The organism is Pseudomonas sp. IT-P218 (genome assembly GCF_949767605.1).
Taxonomy (GTDB): Bacteria; Pseudomonadota; Gammaproteobacteria; order Pseudomonadales; family Pseudomonadaceae; genus Aquipseudomonas; species Aquipseudomonas putida_AE.
Genome location: NZ_CATKQQ010000022.1, coordinates 75,094 through 93,730 on the forward strand (window position 1 = coordinate 75,094; position 18,637 = coordinate 93,730).

The window sequence follows — 18,637 nt, forward strand, 5'->3', positions numbered from 1 at the left end:
GTTTCATGTGCTGTTTGACGCTGTATTGCTTGATTTCAGCTTCAACATTTCGGAGAATAGAATTTAGTTTACTGAACTCATGGCGAGGTCTACCCGACGTAAAAAAATTCTTTACTTCTTGATAGTAGTAGTTCAAGCGATCTACCATTCTTGTCGTTGCAACTGTGTTGAAGTCTGGGGTTTTTTTTATTATCTCATCATAGCGTATTGCGTCTCTAACACGCTTTCTATTGTCTAAGGCCGGTTGAGTAGGTTTTAACTTTTTATTCCCAGAACTTTGTGTAGGCTTGAAATTTGGCTCAAGCAAAGTAACTTCATCAACCAATGGTAAAGTAGGATGTCGCGGTGAGGGTTTACTTATTGGATGATTTCCCAAGTTGATTGATGATTGTTTGCTAATGGTTGCGGTTGTTGGTCTGATTTGTTTTAGTGGGTTTTTGACGATAACTGATGACAGCCAGGGTCGCCAAATAGGAGCTTCTCCGGATGGGTCGAAATTATTAACTGGATCGTTACCGCAATAAGCATAGGCATTAATCCCCCCCCCTCATCAAAAGGGCTAACATCATCCGGGGTCGTAAAACGCATAAAAAAGGGTTATAAAAACGGTTGCCTTGTCCAAGTGGATAGTTACCCGTAATCTCGTCAGAACTCTCTCCGTTAAACCCGAGCCAACGACTTAATCCACTTTCAGCCGGATGATGGCCGTAGGCGGTATAGGCAAATTGCTGCAGACTAGCTCTCGACACCGTTTTTAGCAGTGAATGCGCCTGGTCGGTTGCGAGCAGCGTGGTTTCGGTCACACCGGCTTCACTTTGACTCTGCGCCAATGGTTGGGCTTGATGGCGGAAGATTGTTCGTTGTATCTGTTGTCCCAGCTCGGTAGCCAGGTGGTTCTCTTGATAGAAACGCTGGGTGCCCTCGGTCTGCAAAAGTCCCACACCAATAAGTCGATCCAATGGGTCGTATACATAACGGCGCAAATCTTCAATGCTGGGGCTGACATGACGCAGACCTCGCTGGCGAAATGAATGCGTGTCAGTTTCGTAGTTAATTCGGGGGGCGTCTACTAGCAGAACTGATAGTCAGGGAGGTGTGTCGGCGATGATCAGGGGTATCAGCGCTGGGTGTAGTCGCAGAAGATTGGATTGAAGGCTTGAGGTTTGTGGTGGCTGTACCGGCTTTATCGCGAGCAAGCTCGCTCCCACAGGGATCATTGGTGTACTCAGGATTGATGTACGACACAAATCCACTGTGGGAGCGAGCTAGCTCGCGATGGCGTTGGTTCAAACGCCGCAGATTTCAAGGACTGACGTGATAGGGATTTCTCGGGTCATGATTCCAGTCCAGAAACGGCTTGCCAGTGTCCACCGGCACCATCTCGATGCAGTTCTCGACCGGGCAGGTGATCTGGCACAGGTTGCAACCCACGCATTCCTCATCGATCACTTCATACGCGTGCGTACCATCGGCCTTTTTCAGGCTGGCCACCGCCTGGTGCGAAGTGTCCTCACAAGCGATATGACAGCGCCCACAACCAATGCACGCCTCCTGGTCGATCTTCGCGATCACCTGATAGTTGATATCCAGGTACTTCCAGTCGGTGGTATTGCCCACCGCACGCCCGGAAAACTCGGCGATGCTGGCGTAGCCCTGACTGTCCATCCAGCGTGACAAGCCGTCCTTCATTTCTTCGACAATGCGAAAGCCGTGCAGCATCGCCGCCGTGCACACCTGCACCGAACCGCTGCCCAGGGCCATGAACTCGGCGGCGTCGCGCCAGTTGCCGATGCCGCCAATGCCGCTGATTGGCAGGCCACGGGTCTGCGGGTCGCGGGCGATTTCGGCGACCATGTTCAAGGCGATCGGCTTGACCGCCGAGCCGCAATAGCCGCCATGGGTGCTTTGGCTGCCGACGATGGGATTGGCGACCATGCGCTCCAGGTTGACGCTGGTGATGGAGTTGATCGTATTGATCAACGACACCGCATCCGCGCCGCCACGGTGCGCCGCGCGGGCCGCCACACGGATGTCGGTGATGTTCGGCGTCAGCTTGACGATCACCGGCAGCGAGCAATACGTCTTGCACCAGCGGGTGACCTGCTCGACGTATTCCGGCACCTGGCCGACCGCCGCGCCCATGCCGCGCTCCGGCATGCCGTGGGGGCAACCGAAGTTGAGTTCGATGCCGTCGGCACCGGTGGCTTCCACCAGGGGCAGTATGTGTTTCCAGGACTCTTCGACGCAGGGCACCATCAGCGACACGATCAGCGCGCGGTCCGGCCAGTCCTTCTTGACCTGGGTGATTTCCCGCAGGTTGATCTCCAGCGAGCGGTCGGTGATCAGTTCGATGTTGTTGAAACCGAGGACCTCTCTGTTAGCCCCGAAGTGCGCCGAATAGCGCGATGACACGTTGACCGCCGCCGGGTCTTCCCCGAGGGTTTTCCAGACCACGCCGCCCCAGCCGGCCTCGAAGGCGCGGACCACGTTGTAGGCCTTGTCGGTCGGCGGCGCGGAGGCCAGCCAGAACGGGTTGGGTGACTTGATGCCGGCGAAGACAATCGACAGATCGGCCATTTATGCAGCCTCCACGTTGAGCATCAGTTGCGCGTTGATCGCCTCGGCGGCGCGTTTGCCGTGCTGTACTGCCTGCACGGTGAGGTCCTGGTCGAGACTGGTGCAGTCGCCGCCGGCATACACCCCGGGGATGCTGGTGCGCAGGTGTTCGTCCACCTCTATGCGATCGCCCTGACGCTTGAGTTCTCGGGCCAAAGGATCGGCGAGGGCGCTGGAATCGAAGCTTTGGCCGATGGCTTTGAAGATGGCATCCGCGGCCAGTTCAAAGGTTTCGCCGGTGGTTTGCAGGCGACCTTCAACCAGGTGTGTGCGAGCGAAGCGCATGCCGCGCACCTGGCCCTGGTCGTCGAGCAGGACTTCTTCCGGTTGGGCCCAGGTCAGCAGGCGTACCTGATTGGCCTTGGCGATGTCCTGTTCATGGTGAGTCGCTCCCATGTCCTCGGCGCCACGGCGGTAGACCAGGTTGACGTCGCGGGCGCCGAGCCGGGCCATCTGCACCGCCATGTCGATAGCCGTGTTGCCGGCACCGAGCACGATGCAGTGGTCGGCCAGCGGCAGCTGGCTCAAGTCATCGGCCTGGCGCAGTTCGCGGATATAGTCGGTGGCCGCCACCAGGCCGGGCGCGTCTTCATGCGGAAGGCCCAGCTGTTTGCTGGCCGCCAGGCCAATGCCGAGGAACACGGCGTCGAATTGTTGATGCAGGTCGCTGAGGCTGAGGTTATCCCCGAGTTTGTACCCGTGGCGGATTTCGATGCCGCCGATTTCCAGGAGGAAATCCAGTTCCTTCTGTGCGTAATCGTCCACCAGTTTGTATTTGGCGATCCCGTATTCATTCAGGCCGCCGGCCTTTTCCCGGGCCTCGAAAATCACCACGTCGTGGCCGTGCATCGCGCTGCGGTGGGCGCAGGACAACCCGGCGGGGCCGGCACCGACCACGGCAATGCGCTTGCCGGTGGCGGCACTGCGGGCGAACGGGTGTTCGCTGAAGTGCGCGTTGTCCACGGCGTAACGTTGCAGCAGGCCGATCAGCACCGGCGCGCATTCATGGGCGTTGTTGCGCACACAGGCCTGCTGGCAAAGGATCTCGGTCGGACAGACCCGGGCGCAACTGCCACCGAGGATGTTGGCTGAGAGGATTTTCTGCGCCGCCCCCTGGACGTTGTCCTGGTGAATGTTGCGGATGAACGAGGGAATATCGATTTCGCTCGGGCAGGCATTCACGCAGGGCGCGTCGTAGCAATACAGGCAACGCGAGGCTTCCAGATGCGCCTGGCGATCGTTGAGTGGCGGCGCCAGGTCGGTGAAATGGCCGGCGAGGGCGGCCGCGTTCTCATGGGGATGCGGGAGGTGGGTCAGGGTCTTGATCACGGTGTTGGCCTCACGGTAATTGAGGTGCTGCCTCTGTCGGGCATTGTTTTTGTGTTGACTGGGCCGGCCTCTTCGCTGGCAAGCCAGCTCCTACAGGGGAATGCATTTCAAACTGTAGGAGCGAGCTTGCTCGCGAAAGGCCGCAGGCCGCTCTCAGCGTTTCACAGCAACCGGCTGATTCAACTCAGCCCGCTTGCTCAGCAAATCAAACACCGCCGGATACGCCGGCCGTTCGATGTACCGCCCGGCACCGCGCTCGGCGCGCAGGTCGCCGTCGGCCCAGACCACGCGCCCCTGGCTGATGGTGTGGCTGGGTACACCGCGCACGGTCTTGCCTTCGAAAATATTGAAGTCGACCTGCTGGTGATGGGTCTTGGCGGAAATCGTCCGCGAACCTTGCGGGTCCCACAGCACCAGGTCGGCATCGGAGCCGACGCGGATCGCGCCTTTGCGCGGATAGAGGTTGAAGATCTTCGCGGTGTTGGTGGAGGTCAGCGCGACGAATTGCTGCATCGAAAAACGCCCGGTGTTCACGCCTTCCTCCCACAACACCGCCATGCGGTCTTCGATGCCGGCAGTGCCGTTGGGGATCTTGCTGAAGTCGTCCTTGCCGGCGGCTTTCTGCTCGGCGCAGAAGCAGCAGTGATCGGTGGCGGTTGTGTGCAGGTTACCCGCCTGCAAACCGTGCCACAGGGCCTCCTGATGGCCGCGTGGACGGAACGGTGGGCTCATCACGTACCCTGCGGCGGTCTGCCAGTCCGGGTGCTGATAGACGCTGTCGTCCAGCAGCAGATGCCCGGCCAGCACTTCGCCGTAGACCGGTTGGCCCTTGGCGCGGGCGTAGGTGATTTCGTCGAGGGCTTCCTTGGTCGAGACGTGGACCAGATACAACGGCGTGCCGAGGGTTTCGGCAATGCGGATGGCCCGGCTCGCCGCTTCGCCTTCCACCTGCGAAGGGCGTGACAGTGGATGCGCTTCCGGCCCGGTCATGCCCTGGGCCATGAGCTTGCGCTGCAGGTGGTACACCAGCTCACCGTTTTCCGCATGCACGGTCGGCACCGCGCCCAGTTCCAGGCAGCGCTCGAAACTCGCCACCAGGGTGTCGTCGGCCGCCATGATGGCGTTCTTGTAGGCCATGAAATGCTTGAAGCTGTTGACCCCGTGATGAATCACCAGCTCCTCCATTTCTTCGCGAACCTGTTCGCTCCACCAAGTGATGGCGACGTGGAAGCCGTAGTCGGACGCCGACTTCTCGGCCCAGCCGCGCCACTGATGGAAGGCCTCCATCAATGACTGCTGCGGATTGGGAATCACGAAATCGATGATCGACGTGGTGCCGCCGGCAAGACCCGCCGCCGTGCCGCTGAAAAAGTCTTCGCTGGCCACGGTGCCCATGAAGGGCAGTTGCATGTGGGTGTGCGGGTCGATGCCGCCAGGCATCAGGTATTGGCCGCTGCCGTCGAGTATCTCGGCACCTGCAGGAACGTCGAGGTCTTCGCCGATGGCCTTGATCACGCCGTCTGCGCAATATACATCGGCGCGATAACTTTCATCATGGGTAACAACGGTAGCGCCACGGATCAACAGAGACATTCCGAGTTCCTCGCAGGCAATGACCGGCTGATGCCGGTTCTAGATGTTTTATAGACGTGAGCGGCAACCGGCTTAATCCTGTCAACGCTGTCAGGAATAAAAGCTAGTCTTAGTTATAGGAATGAGCAAGATTATTTTTTATATGCTTATGACTGTTTTAACTGTTTGATAAATAACAAATAAAAACAAAAAACAGCAAAATGGTGCGGCCTCTCACCATTTTGACGCACTTGACAGGATCCAAATATGGTCAAGATTTCTTATGTGAAATCAGCCGTTTGAGGATGGTCTATGGTTGATGCGCGACTTTGAAAAAAATATCGATGCACCAGTTTGAGTCCTGACTGTTCGGACAACTTGGCGAGCATTTGGCCTGAGAGGCATGCCGAGTAACCGAGGTGACCCAATAAAACTGATAAACATCAGTGAGTTGCAGAGTGTTTATGGAACTGCCCGATGCGCAAGCGGGGCACCCGGCACGTTTATTGATGCCGCCAGCCCTCGATGAGCAAAAAATAACTCAAAGAACAGTGGAGCGGCCATGCAACAGATCAGATCGCAAGTGACCGAGCGCGACGGCTTGTTCGAGCTGGAAGCCGGCAGCGATGTCCTCGACAGTCCCCGTTACAACCACGACATTGCACCAACCAAGGTGCGTGAAAGAACCTGGAACAAATGGCACATCACGGCGTTATGGGTCGGCATGGCGATTTGCGTGCCGACCTATACGCTGGGTGGGGTGCTGACGGCGTATTTCGGCCTGAGCGTCGGTGAAGCGCTGCTGGCCATCCTGTTTGCCAACATCATTGTGTTGATCCCGCTGACGCTCAACGCCTTTCCCGGCACCAAGTACGGCATTCCGTTTCCGGTGTTGCTGCGCTCGTCCTTCGGTATCTTCGGTTCCAACATCCCGTGCCTGATCCGCGCCCTGGTGGCCTGTGGCTGGTTCGGCATCCAGACGATGTTCGGTGGCCTGGCGATCCACCTGTTCCTGGGCTCGGTGTTCGAGGGCTGGAAGTCCCTGGGCGGCACAGGCGAAGTCATCGGCTTCATGGTGTTCTGGGCACTGAACCTGTGGGTGGTGATTCGCGGCGCCGAGTCGATCAAATGGCTGGAAACCCTCTCGGCACCGCTGTTGGTGCTGGTGGGGGTCGGGTTGCTGGTGTGGGCCATGCCCAATGTGTCGATGACCGAGCTGCTGGCAATCGCGCCCAAGCGTCCAGAAGGCGCGGGTGTGGCCAGCTATTTCGCGGCCGGGCTGACTGCGATGGTCGGGTTCTGGGCCACGCTGTCGCTGAACATCCCCGACTTCAGCCGCTACGCGAAAAGCCAGAAAGACCAGATCGTCGGGCAGATCATCGGCCTGCCACTGACCATGTTCCTGTTTGCCTCCCTGGGCGTGGTGATGACCGCTGCCTCGGTGAAGCTGGTGGGTGTGACGGTGTCCGATCCGGTGACGCTGATCGGCCATATCCAGAGCCCGGTCTGGGTGGCGCTGGCCATGGCGCTGATCATCATCGCGACGCTGTCGACCAACACCGCGGCCAACATCGTTTCACCCACCAACGACTTCCAGAACATCGCCCCCAAGGCGATCAACCGGACCAAAGCGGTGATGCTCACGGGGTTCGTAGGGTTGGCATTGATGGCCCATGAACTGCTGAAAAAGCTCGGCCTGATCGTTTCGGATGTCAGCCTGGAAACGGTGTATTCCAACTGGTTGCTCGGCTATTCCAGCCTGCTGGGGCCGATTGCCGGGATCATGGTGGTGGACTATTTCCTGATCAAGAAACAGCAGCTGGACCTGGCCGGCCTCTACCGCGACGACGTGTACCCGGCGTGGAACTGGAACGGTTTTCTCGCGTTCGGCGTGCCGGTGGTGTTGACGCTGCTGTCTTTGGGCAGCGATGTGTTCAGCTGGTTCTACAGCTATGGCTGGTTCACCGGTTCGGCCCTTGGCGGGTTGATTTATTACGGGTTGTGCGTGATGCGGCCCAGTCCATCTGTCGTGAAATCTGCGGTGTAAGGGAGGGCCTCTTCGCTGGCAAGCCAGCTCCTACAGGTGATCGCGATCCCTTGTAGGAGCTGGCTTGCCAGCGAAGGCGGCCTCAAACACACCGCAGAATTGCCTGAAAAACTCATAAGAACAGCCTGAGGAGATCCCCATGAACGCGGCCGTAGACGTTCTGCAGTCCACCCATCAGCACATCAACCGCGACCGTCTGTGGCAGTCGCTCATGGAACTGGCCAAGCTCGGCGCCACGGTCAAGGGCGGTGTGTGTCGCCTGGCCCTGACCGACCTCGATCGCCAGGCCCGGGACACTTTCGTCAAGTGGTGTGAGGAGGCCGGCTGCACTGTCAGCATCGACGCCGTCGGCAATATCTTCGCCCGCCGTCCCGGACGCAATCCGGACCTGCCACCGGTGATGACCGGCAGCCACATCGACACCCAGCCCACCGGCGGCAAGTTCGATGGCTGCTTCGGCGTGCTGGCCGGCGTCGAAGTGCTGCGTACCCTCAATGACCTGGGCATCGAGACCGAAGCGCCGCTGGAAGTGGTGGTCTGGACCAACGAAGAGGGCTCGCGTTTTGCCCCGTGCATGATGGGCTCCGGTGTGTTCGCGGAAAAATTCACCCTGGAAGAAACCCTGGCCAAGGTCGACGCCGAGGGCGTGACGGTGGGCGAAGCGCTCAACGCCATTGGCTACGCGGGCACCCGCAAAGTCAGTGGCCACGCCGTTGGCGCCTATTTCGAAGCGCACATCGAGCAAGGGCCGATTCTCGAAGACGAACGCAAGACCATCGGCGTCGTCATGGGCGCCCTCGGCCAGAAATGGTTCGACCTGAAACTGCGCGGCGTCGAAGCCCACGCGGGCCCGACGCCGATGCACCTGCGCAAGGACGCCCTGGTCGGCGCCGCGGTGATCGTCGGCGCCGTCAACCGCGCCGCCCTCGGTCATCAGCCTCACGCCTGTGGCACCGTCGGTTGCCTGCAAGCCTATCCCGGCTCGCGCAACGTCATTCCCGGCGAAGTGCGCATGACCTTGGACTTCCGCCACCTCGAACCGGCGCGACTGGACTCGATGATCGCCGAAGTGCGCGAGGTCATAGCAACCACCTGCGAAGAACACGGCCTGACCTATGAACTGACCCCCACCGCCGACTTCCCGCCGCTGTATTTCGACAAGGGCTGCGTTGAGGCGGTGCGCGGCGCGGCGCAAGGGCTCGGCCTTTCGCACATGGATATCGTCAGCGGCGCAGGGCACGACGCGATCTTCCTGGCCGAGCTGGGACCGGCCGGGATGATCTTCGTGCCGTGCGAAGGCGGCATCAGCCACAACGAAATCGAGAACGCCGCCCCGGACGACTTGGCGGCGGGGTGTGCGGTGTTGTTGCGGGCGATGCTGGCGGCTTCGGCGGCGGTGGCCAAGGGGGCGAAGGCTGCTTGAAACACAAAGGATCGAGCCTGCAGCAGCAGCTGCAGGCTGCGATTTCCTGATCATCAAACGTTTGCCGCCTGCTCAAGCTTTTCACTGACCACCAGATCCACCTGATGAATCGGTTTGCTCCGATGCCTGAGCATCCCGCCCTGGCGCTGGTTCATCACCGCCGTCATCTCGGCGAGTATCGCCAGCGCCACGCTCTGCGGCGCATCGCCACCCAGGTCGAGACCCATCGGGTAGTGCAGCGCTGAGGTGCCCAGGTCGATTTCGGCCAGCAGGCGTTCGGTGCGCTCCCTGGGGCCGAGCTGGCCGAGGTAGGCGGGCGAGGCTTGCAGGGCCAGCCCAAGCCAGTGCCGGTCCTGGCGGTAGCTGTGGGTCATCACCGCCACAAAGGCGCCATCGATCAGCGGGGACAGGTCGAACGGGTTGTCGAGGCTGGCGAAGACGACGGCGTCGGCTTGCGGGAAACGTTCGGCGCGGGCGAAGTGGCTGCGGCTGTCGACGACGCTAACGTGCCAGTCCAATAGTTTGGCCATGCGCACCAGCGGCTGTGCGTCGTGACCGGCGCCGAAAATCACCAGGCGCGGCGGCGGGGCGATGTACTCGAAAAACACCTCGACCTCACCACGGGCGTCGCTGTAGAGCCGTGTCGAGGACTTTTTCTGCGTCAGTGTCTTGTGCAGGTCACGACGAATCCCATGGGTCAGTTGCAGGTTGCGCAGGGTTCCCACGGTGTCGGACAGCAAGCGGTCACCGACCCGGACACTGGCATAACGAGAGGTGCCGATCACCGTGGCCATGGCGGCCGGTTGCTGACGGTCGCGCACCCGGCGCAACAGTTCGATGGCCGGTGCAGGGGATTTTGCGCGCAGGCGCTCGAGCATGACGAATACCGTGCCGTTGCAACCCAGGCCAAAGGTCAGGGCGCTTTGCTCATCGTCTTCGTCCTCGGTGGCGCCGGTGCTGTAGCGGCGCACCAGCGGTTCGCCGGAGTCGGTCAGCCACCAGGCTTTTTTAGCCAGGTCCTGCTCCAGGCAACCACCGCTGACGGTGCCGACGGTGCGACCGTGCAAGGGAATGAGCATCCGCGCACCGGGACGGCGATAGGCCGAGCCTTCGACCTTGACCACGGTGGCGAGGATGGTTTCTTCGCCGGCCTGGGCGGCGGTGTCGATGGCTTGCAAGAGTTCGTTGAGGCCGGACATGTAATCGCTCCCGAAAATGACGGAGATACCCTGTAGGAGCTGGCTTGCCAGCGATAGCGGTGTGTCAGGCAACATCTCTGCTAACTGACACACCGCTTTCGCTGGCAAGCCAGCTCCTACAGGGGATTTGGGGTGGTAGGTCAGTCGTCTACCTTCATCAACTGCCGCACTCCCTCCCACGCCTCGGCCCGCATCCGCTGCACATCCAGCCCCGGGATCACGCCGTCATCGACCACCACCCGGCCGCCGACCAGGCTGTACTTCACCGCAATGGGCTCACCGGCCACCACCGGCGCCACGGCGATGTCGTGGAAACCGAAGAAGCGCGGATGGTCGAGACCGTAGATCACCAGGTCCGCCGCCTGGCCGATCTCAAGCGTGCCGACCGCCCCCAGCCCCAGCACCTGCGCGCCGCCGGCCGTGCCCCAGTGGATGACATCTTCGGCGGTGGTCGCCGAGGCGCCTTGCTCGGCCCGGTGAATCAGCCACGCAGTGTTGGCTTCGCCGACCATGCTCCCGGACTCGTTGGACGCCACGCCATCCACGCCAAGGGAAATTGGCACCCCGGCCTCGAACATCTGCGGCACTGGCGCCACGCCGCTGCCCAGGCGCGCATTGCTCACCGGGCAGTGGGAAATGCCGGTGCCGGTTTGTGCGAGCATGCGGATTTCACCGGGTTGCAGGTGCACCGCGTGGGCGAACCACACGTCCGGGCCGAGCCATTCGTGTTCGGCGACGAATTCCACCGGCAGGCAGTTGTATTTCTCGCGGCAGAAATTCACATAGTTCTGCGTTTCCGACAGGTGCGTGTGCAGGCGCAAGCCGAGGCCACGGGCGGTGTGGGCCAGTTCCCGCAGCAGCGTCGGCGGCAGCGAAAAAGTCGGCGTGGTCGGCGCGACCACCACCCGGCGCAGGGCGTCCGGGGTGTCCTGGTGATAGCGCGACTTGAGCCGTTCGATGTCACCGACCATCTGGTCGAGGGTTTCCGGTTGCAGCGCGGTTTTCGAGAACCCCGGATGCGCGCTGGCCGACTCCAGCGCGCCGCCCCGGCACAGGACAAAACGCAGGCCGAATGCTTCGGCCATGTCGAACAGCAGGTCACCGGTCTCGGTGGTGCCGTTGGCATGGTAGAGGTAATGGTGATCGGCGCAGGTGGTCACGCCCGACAGCAGCAATTCAGCCATGCCCAGCTGCGCGGCGATCCGCGCCAGTTGCGGGGTGAAGCGGTTGAGGCGCGGGTAGGGCACGCTGGCCAGCCAGCCTTGCAGGTCCTGGTTCAGGCCTTCGGGTACGGCCTTGAGCAGGTTCTGGAACAGGTGATGGTGGGTGTTGATCCAGCCCGGATACACCAACGAATGGCGCGCGTCGATCACCCGCTCACCGGGTTGCGCTTCAAGGCCTGCGGCCATTTCGGCGATACGCCCGTTGACGATGCGGATGTCCACGGCGCCGGCCCTGGCCCGTGGGCCACGCAGGCCGGTCATCACTGCCGCCGGGTTCTTGATCAGGATGTTTTGCAGTTGAGTCATGGTCGGCTCCGGTCAGAGGCTGTGGGTGGCGGATTTGCTGGCGGCGGCATCAGGCACGCTGACACCGTTGAGGGTGGCGTTGAGCAGCACCGACACCAGGCAGGCGATGACCACGCTGCTGTGCAGGAACGGCTGCGACCACTCGGGCAATTGCTGGAACAGGGCCGGCGCCAGCACCGGCACCAGGGCGGCGGCGAGGGTGAAGCCGACGATCAGCACGTTGTAGCGATTGCGCTCGTAGTCGACCTTGGCCAGGGTCTGGATCCCTGCCGCGGCGACCACGCCGAACATGGCGACGCCGGCACCGCCGAGGGCCGCGGTCGGCATCGAGGCGATGATCGCCCCGGCCTTGGGCACCAGCGCCACCGAGCACATCAGCAAGCCGCTGACGGCGACGACCCAACGACTGCGCACGCCGGTGAGGATCACCAGCCCGACGTTTTCCATGAAGGCAATGAACGGAAACGCCGCGAACATGCCGGCGATGGTGCTCGCCAGGCCGTTGGCGCGCAGGCCGTTGATCACCTGCTTGTCTTCGACCGGTTTTTCGACGATGTCACCGATGGCCACGAACAGCCCCATGGACTCGACCATCTGCACGATCATCACCACCACCATGGTGGCAATGGGGATCAGGCTGAAGGTCGGCAGGCCGAAGTAGAACGGGTAGGGCACGGTGAGCCACGGCGACTCCTGCACGCTGTGAAAACTGCCCATGCCCAGCCCATAAGCCAGCGCCGCGCCCACCAGCATGCCCACCAGCACCGCCATGTTGCGCAGCATCGGGCTGCCGTAGCGGTTGACCAGCAGGATGCTCAGCAACACCACGGCGGCGACTGCCAGGTACGCCGGTGCGCCGAAGTCGCTGGCATGGCGACCACCGCCGACCCACTCATAGGCGATGGGAAACAGCTGCAGGCCGATCACGGTGACGATGCAGCCAGTAACCACCGGCGGAAAAAACCGGCGTAATCGACCCACGAATGGCGCCATCAACATGGTGAAAATCCCTGCGCCTATTACGGCCCCGCAGACCCCGGCGAAACCGACCTCCGGATTGGTGCCGATGGCGATCACCGGCCCCACGCTGCTGAATGCCACGCCCTGGAGGATCGGCAGGCGCACACCGAATTTCCAGAAGCCGACGGTTTGCAGCAGGGTGGCGATGCCTGAGCAGAACAACGTGGTGCTGATCAGCACCACCGTGTCGGCGTGAGACATTTTCAGGGCGCTGGCGACAATCAACGGCACGGCGATGGCGCCGATGTACGAGACGGCCATGTGTTGCAGGCCGAGGGTGAGCATTTGCCGGACCGGCAGAATCCGGTCGACGGGATGGACGGTGGATGTTGCGGGGGTATTGGCTGACGACATGGGGAATCACCTCTAGCTGTTGTTATTCGGTACAGAGGGGTATTCGTTCTGATGCCCTTTCAGTGCGCCTCATCCCCTGTAGGAGCTGGCTTGCCAGCGAAGGCGGCGTATCAGTCGACATCCATGCCAACAGACGCACCGCTTTCGCTGGCAAGCCAGCTCCTACAGGGTTTGTGTCGTCCTGAAAGATGGGCATCAATCATTCATGTGCCCGGAACCGCCATCCACCGGCTCCGATGCCTTGTTCAGCCTGCCAGGCAGGCGGCGAAGCCCTGGTTCAAGGCCGCGCGGTCCAGGTCGCGGCCGATGAACACAATCTTGCTTGTGCGGGGTTCGGTGCCCCATGAAGTGGACGCGCGGAACTCGACGAGGCTGTGCACCCCCTGCAGCACGTAGCGCTGGTCCTGATCGGCCACCGCCAGTACACCCTTCATGCGGTACAGGTTGTCGGCCTGTTCGGTGCGCAGCCTGGTGATCCAGCGATGGAAGTCGCCCAGGTTCACCGCGCCATCCACGGCGATGCCGACCGACGTCACGCTCGGGTCGTGCTCATGGTCGGGTTCGTCATGGGCATGGTGATGTTCATCGGCGTGGTGATCGTGCCCGGCGCCGATCTCCATGAGTTTTTGCGTGGACTCGAAGGCGCCGATGCCAAGGATTTTCGACAGGTCAATTTCGGCATAGCTTGAGGTCACCAGATCCGCCGTGGCATTGAGCCCGCGGATTTTCTTGCTCAGGGCCTCCACTTCGGCCTCGCTGACCAGGTCGACCTTGTTGATGACGATGCGGTCGGCGCAGACGATCTGGTCCACGGCCTGGTTGTCCACGCCATCGAGTTGCAGGTCTTCCAGGTGCTGGGCGATGTGCTTGGCATCGACCATGGTGACGATGGCGTCCAGTTCCACCTCATCGGCAATCGGGTCGTTGATGAAGAAGCTCTGGGCCACCGGGTACGGGTCGGCCAGGCCACTGGTCTCGATCAGGATGTGATCGAGCCGCACCGGCCGCGCCACCAGCTCACGGACGATGCGCACCAGGTCTTCGCGGACCTCGGCGGTACAGCACACGCAGCCGTTGACCATCTCGTAGATTTCTTCGGTTTCCGAGCTGAGCACCAGGTCGCCGTCGATGCCGACTTCGCCGAACTCGTTCTCGATCACGGCGATCTTGCGCCCGTGGTTTTCCTTGAGGATGTAGTTGAGCAGGGTGGTTTTGCCGGCACCGAGGAAGCCGGTGAGGATAGTCACCGGGATCTTGGTGTTGGGGGTTGGGGCGTTGAAGGGGGTGTTCATGTAGAGCTCCTTACCTGTGTTTTGCCGAAATGCGATCAAATGTGGGAGCTAGCCTGCTGGCGATGGCGGTGGGTCATTCAGCGACGATGGCGACTGATCTATCGCCATCGCCAGCAGGCTGGCTCCCACAGGGGATTTGTGTGACTGATGGTTCTCGCCAGCGCGTTGCCGTACCGGCGTCGAGGCCGAACAGGTCGAGGACGCGGCCGAGGCTGTGGTCGACCATTTGCGCCAGGTCCTGCGGGCGGGCGTAGAAGGCCGGAACAGGCGGGGCGATGATGCCGCCCATTTCGGTGACCGCCGTCATGTTGCGCAGGTGGGCGAGGGTCAGCGGGGTTTCCCGGGCCATCAGCACCAAGGTGCGACGCTCCTTGAGGGTGACGTCGGCGGCGCGGCCGATCAGGCCCGATGAGGTGCCGGTGGCGATCTCTGCCAGGGTGCGCATGGAACAGGGCGCGACCACCATGCCCAGGCAGCGGAACGAACCGCTGGCGATCCCGGCGGCCACGTCATCGGCGCGGTGGTAATGGCTGGCCAGCGCGGTGACGTCGGCCAGTTTGTAGTCGGTTTCGTGGGCCATGGTCAGCAGTGCGGCGCGGCTGATGACCAGGTGGCTTTCGATGTCGAGTTCGGCGAGCAGTTGCAGCAGGCGCACGCCGTAGATGAAACCCGACGCCCCACTGATGCCGACCACCAGGCGCTGGCGGTTCATGACTCAAAGCTCTTGAGCAGATCAAGGGCACGCTCGACCACGTCCTGGTCCAGCTGCGCCTTGATCCCGTCGAATCCCGAACCGCGCGTGGCGTCCAGGCCCATGCGCGAGGTGGTGCCGTTGACCGAGGACGACGGGTCCAGCGGGCTGCCGGGCAAGCCATCGATGACGAAAATGTCCTGGTGCGGCTGGAAGTGCGTGGCCAGCGCCCACAGCACCTGGCTGTCGTCGCTGATGTCGATGTCGCTGTCCACCGCGATCACGGTTTTCAGGTACGGGTCCCAGCCGAGCAGGGCGAGCATGATCTGCCGCGCTTCGCCGTCGCGGCTCTGCTCCAGGGCCACGTAGCAATGAAAGTGGGTGCCGGAATTGGGGTAGTGCACGGCGGTGACGGCCGGGAAACGCGCCTTGAGTTTCTCGCTCATTTCCGCTTCCCGGGGCAGCCGCGCCAGGGTCAGGTGTTCGGCGTAGCGACCGCCGACCACGTCCACCAGCCAGGCGTCCTTGCGCCTCATCAGGGTGTCGACCCGCAGTACGTTGTTGGTCGAGCGGTCCGAGGAATAGCCGCTGAATTCACCGAACGGGCCTTCTTCGGCGTAGGCCGTCGGGTCGATGGCGCCCTCCAGCACAAACTCGGCGAAGGCCGGCACGCCGATGCCATAGCGGGGCGTCTTGACCAGTTGCAGCGGCTCGCCAAACAGACCGCCGGCCACCGCGCGTTCGTCGCTGCCGAAGGGCAGGCGTGCCGCCGCGGCGAGCATGAACAGCGGATGCGCGCCAACCACCATGGCCACGTGCAATTCCTCGCCGCGCTCGCGAGCGGTTTGCAGCATGCGCCACAGGTGACCGCGCGAGTGCAGGCTGGTGGCGAGGGTCTGCCGGGCGTGGCGCATCGAGCGGTGATAGCTCATGTTGGCGATGCCGGTGACCGGGTCTTGCGCAATGATGATCGCGTTGGTGATGTAGGGGCCGCGGTCGCTGGCGAAATGCTTGAGCATCGGCAGCAGTGCCAGGTCCACGGCTTCGCCTTCGAAGATTTCATCCAGCACCGGGCCGGTTTCCACGTAGCGCGGGGCGATGGGGTGGTTGGCGCGGTTTTGGAAAGTCTCGTGCAGTTGCGCCGGGGGCACGCCGAACATCCGGGCGATGCGGGTGCGGGAGGCGAACAGGTTGGTGACCACCGGCGCGCCGAAGTTGCCGACTTTTTCGCAGATCAACAACGGGTCGCGACCTTGGGTGGCGAGAGCATCGACCAGGGCGGTGACGTCCTGATCGGCGCTAAGGGATTGCGCGATGGTGAGCACATCGTCCGGGTATTGCCGGCGATAGGCGTCAAGAAAATCGTGAAAATCCTGGGAATCGCCGAGCGTCGAGAGGGTCATGGTTTCACCTCGTAGAAAACGGTGCGGTTTTTTTGTAGGAGCCGGCTTGCCGGCGAAGGCGTCCGTTAAAGCAGCACACGACTCACGGGCCTCTTCGCTGGCAAGCCAGCTCCTACAAGGGTGGCGCTAGAGGTAGGTCGTGGTCAGACGAATGTCCGCCTCGGCCAGGTCCTTGGGTGGCGGCGTCGGTTCGATGCCGCACAACCGGGCGATGTTGTTGCCCAGGTAGTCCTCAAGGTGATCCTCGTCGATGCCCAGCCCTTGTGGTGCCGGTGAACACAACACCTCCAGTTCGCGCAGCCACATGCCCGGTTCGTTGGGTGGCGAGTCGGTGCCGAACACGATCTTGTTACGCGGCAGGTCCTTGGCAAATTCGACTATCCGCGACTGGAAGCACCACCCGGATTCGCAGTACACGTTCGGCGTGTCCATGGCCATCCAGAACGCTTCGAACGAGTAGTTGCCGCCAGTCTGGATGCCGAAGTGACCGATGATGAAATTGACCATCGGGAACTCGCGGATGATCGGGTAGAACATGGTCGGAATGGTGTACGGGCCGTCGCCGGTGTGGATCAGCACCACGATGTTGTACTTGGCGCACACCTTCATCGCCGGACGCAGCCAGTCCAGCGCCCGGTCCGGGCGATAACCGTGCATGTTGGCGTGCAGCTTGAGCATCTTGAAGCCGTATTCCTTGATGTGGAATTCCAGCTCCGCCGCACCGTTTTCCGGTCCCCAGCGCGGGTTGAAGTTGAAGTTGCCGATGAAGCGGTCGGGGTACTTCACGCACAGTTCGGCGACATAGGACATGTAGTCGCGCACGCCTTCACGGCCACGGCGGTTGCCGTCGCGGTAACCGGTGTTGCCCGGTGGCGGCTGGATGAAACCCATGTCGATGCGGCGCGGCTTGCCGTTGATCATGTACGGGCCGTCCATCAGCTTGAGCATGCGCTCGCCGGTGAAGGGTTCGCCGGTGTGGCGCCAGGCCTCGTCGACCAGGTTGGTGGGGTGCAGATGGGTGTCGATGATCATCGGTTCAGCTCCTGGCCAGTTGTGTGGTGACGGGGCGCTTGAGTTGCGCCTCTGCTTCGGAAACGGAACGTGGCGGCGGGGTCGGTTCGAGGCCGATCATCCGTGCGGTGTTGTTGCCCAGGTATTCCTCGAGGGTGTCCTCGTCGAGGTTCAGGCCCTGGGGCGGTTCGTGGCACAGTACCTCCAGCAGGCGCAGCCACATGCCCGGCTCGTTCGGCGGGGTGTCGGTGCCAAAGAGGATCTTGTGGGTCGGCAGGACCTTGGCGAACTCGACGATCCGCGATTGCAGGCACCAGCCGGATTCGCAGTAGACGTTGGGCAGCTCCATCGCCCATTGCATCGGTTCGAACACGTAGACGCCGCCGGTCTGCACACCGAAGTGAGCCATGATGAAATCGACGCTGGGGAATTCCTTGATCATCGGCACCCATTCCGACGGGATGCTGTAGGGCCCGTCGCCGGTGTGCAGCTTGACCGGGATGCCCAGCTCGGCGCACTTCTCGAAGGCCGGACGCACCCAGTCCAGGGCGCGGTCGGGACGGTAGGCGTGCATGTTGGCCTGCATCTGCACCATCTTGAAACCGTGTTCCTTGACGTAGCGCTCGATCGCCTCGACGCCGTTTTCCACGCCGCAGCGCGGGTTGTAGACGAAGCAGCCGATGAAGCGGTCCGGGTAGGTCTGGACCATCTTCAGGGTGTAGGCCATGTAGGCGTCGATGGACTCGCGGCCGCTAAGATCGCCGTCGGTCCAGGTGTAGATGGTGTTGCCCTGGGGCGGCTGGATGAAGGCTTTGTCGATGCGGCGAGGTTTGCCGTTGACCATGTACGGGCCATCCATCATCTGCAGCAGACGCTCGCCGGTGAACGGGTCACCGTCATGCCTCCAGGCGAGGTCCACGAGATCCGTGGGATAGCAACTGATATCGATGATCATTGAAGTCGATCTCCTGATAGCGGGAAGGGAACCTTGCGGTTCACAAGCAGCCACGTCCGGGCAATCGGCCATTTCTATGCGTGAAGGCTCACGCATTCCCTCGCCTGGTCGCATCCGGCTCGGGACGCTGGCTGCTTGGGGGGAAGTATTGGAAGGGGGTGTGGGGTTCGTACAATATTAATTGGGCGGGGGTTTG

General features: G+C 61.8%; 14 protein-coding genes. 2 read left to right on the forward strand and 12 right to left on the reverse strand.

Features of this window, described 5'->3' with window-relative positions:
- Window positions 1-533: 533 nt before the first annotated feature.
- The 4 genes from ACM6I6_RS14540 to hydA form a co-directional block, all read right to left on the reverse strand.
- Window positions 534-983 carry a hypothetical protein gene (locus ACM6I6_RS14540; RefSeq protein WP_414920097.1) on the reverse strand — a complete coding sequence of 150 codons (450 nt, stop codon included), beginning with the start codon at window positions 981-983 and terminating at the stop codon, window positions 534-536.
- A gap of 319 nt (window positions 984-1,302) precedes the next feature.
- Window positions 1,303-2,577, reverse strand: a complete 1,275-nt coding sequence (gene preA, locus ACM6I6_RS14545; RefSeq protein WP_323606013.1) for an NAD-dependent dihydropyrimidine dehydrogenase subunit PreA — start codon at window positions 2,575-2,577, stop codon at window positions 1,303-1,305.
- A complete protein-coding gene (locus ACM6I6_RS14550) occupies window positions 2,578-3,945 on the reverse strand; it encodes an NAD(P)-dependent oxidoreductase (RefSeq protein ID WP_414920098.1) in 1,368 nt (455 codons plus the stop codon).
- Window positions 3,946-4,098: 153 nt separating this feature from the next.
- Window positions 4,099-5,538, reverse strand: a complete 1,440-nt coding sequence (gene hydA / locus ACM6I6_RS14555) for a dihydropyrimidinase (protein WP_274076317.1) — start codon at window positions 5,536-5,538, stop codon at window positions 4,099-4,101.
- A 541-nt stretch (window positions 5,539-6,079) separates the two neighbouring features.
- Between hydA and ACM6I6_RS14560 the strand changes: the two genes are divergently transcribed.
- Together ACM6I6_RS14560 and ACM6I6_RS14565 are read left to right on the forward strand one after the other, a co-directional pair.
- Window positions 6,080-7,564 (forward strand): NCS1 family nucleobase:cation symporter-1, encoded by a 1,485-nt coding sequence (locus ACM6I6_RS14560; protein WP_406592972.1) that lies wholly within the window; start codon window positions 6,080-6,082, stop codon window positions 7,562-7,564.
- Window positions 7,565-7,703: 139 nt separating this feature from the next.
- On the forward strand, window positions 7,704-8,987 hold the full coding sequence (locus ACM6I6_RS14565) for a Zn-dependent hydrolase (protein WP_323606011.1): 1,284 nt from the start codon (window positions 7,704-7,706) through the stop codon (window positions 8,985-8,987).
- A gap of 53 nt (window positions 8,988-9,040) precedes the next feature.
- Here the strand turns inward: ACM6I6_RS14565 and ACM6I6_RS14570 are convergent, their stop codons facing one another.
- The 8 genes from ACM6I6_RS14570 to ACM6I6_RS14605 form a co-directional block, all read right to left on the reverse strand.
- Window positions 9,041-10,186, reverse strand: a complete 1,146-nt coding sequence (locus ACM6I6_RS14570; RefSeq protein ID WP_414920099.1) for an XdhC family protein — start codon at window positions 10,184-10,186, stop codon at window positions 9,041-9,043.
- Between the two features lie 140 nt (window positions 10,187-10,326).
- Window positions 10,327-11,715: an amidohydrolase family protein gene (locus ACM6I6_RS14575; RefSeq protein ID WP_414920100.1), complete on the reverse strand. Its 1,389-nt coding sequence runs from the start codon at window positions 11,713-11,715 to the stop codon at window positions 10,327-10,329.
- Window positions 11,716-11,727: 12 nt separating this feature from the next.
- The gene (locus ACM6I6_RS14580; protein ID WP_414920101.1) at window positions 11,728-13,089 is read right to left on the reverse strand and encodes a nucleobase:cation symporter-2 family protein; all 1,362 of its coding nucleotides are present in this window, start codon (window positions 13,087-13,089) and stop codon (window positions 11,728-11,730) included.
- Window positions 13,090-13,334: 245 nt separating this feature from the next.
- Window positions 13,335-14,381, reverse strand: coding sequence for a CobW family GTP-binding protein (locus ACM6I6_RS14585; protein WP_414920102.1), 1,047 nt, complete (start codon window positions 14,379-14,381; stop codon window positions 13,335-13,337).
- A 73-nt stretch (window positions 14,382-14,454) separates the two neighbouring features.
- The gene (locus ACM6I6_RS14590; protein ID WP_274076324.1) at window positions 14,455-15,093 is read right to left on the reverse strand and encodes a UbiX family flavin prenyltransferase; all 639 of its coding nucleotides are present in this window, start codon (window positions 15,091-15,093) and stop codon (window positions 14,455-14,457) included.
- Entirely contained in the window at window positions 15,090-16,475 is a 1,386-nt protein-coding gene (locus ACM6I6_RS14595) for a UbiD family decarboxylase (protein WP_323627136.1), read from the reverse strand. Before ACM6I6_RS14595 ends, ACM6I6_RS14590 begins: the two co-directional genes overlap by 4 nt.
- A 126-nt stretch (window positions 16,476-16,601) precedes the next feature.
- Entirely contained in the window at window positions 16,602-17,507 is a 906-nt protein-coding gene (locus ACM6I6_RS14600; RefSeq protein WP_008059304.1) for an amidohydrolase family protein, read from the reverse strand.
- Between the two features lie 4 nt (window positions 17,508-17,511).
- Window positions 17,512-18,441, reverse strand: a complete 930-nt coding sequence (locus ACM6I6_RS14605; protein ID WP_414920103.1) for an amidohydrolase family protein — start codon at window positions 18,439-18,441, stop codon at window positions 17,512-17,514.
- Window positions 18,442-18,637: the final 196 nt, after the last annotated feature.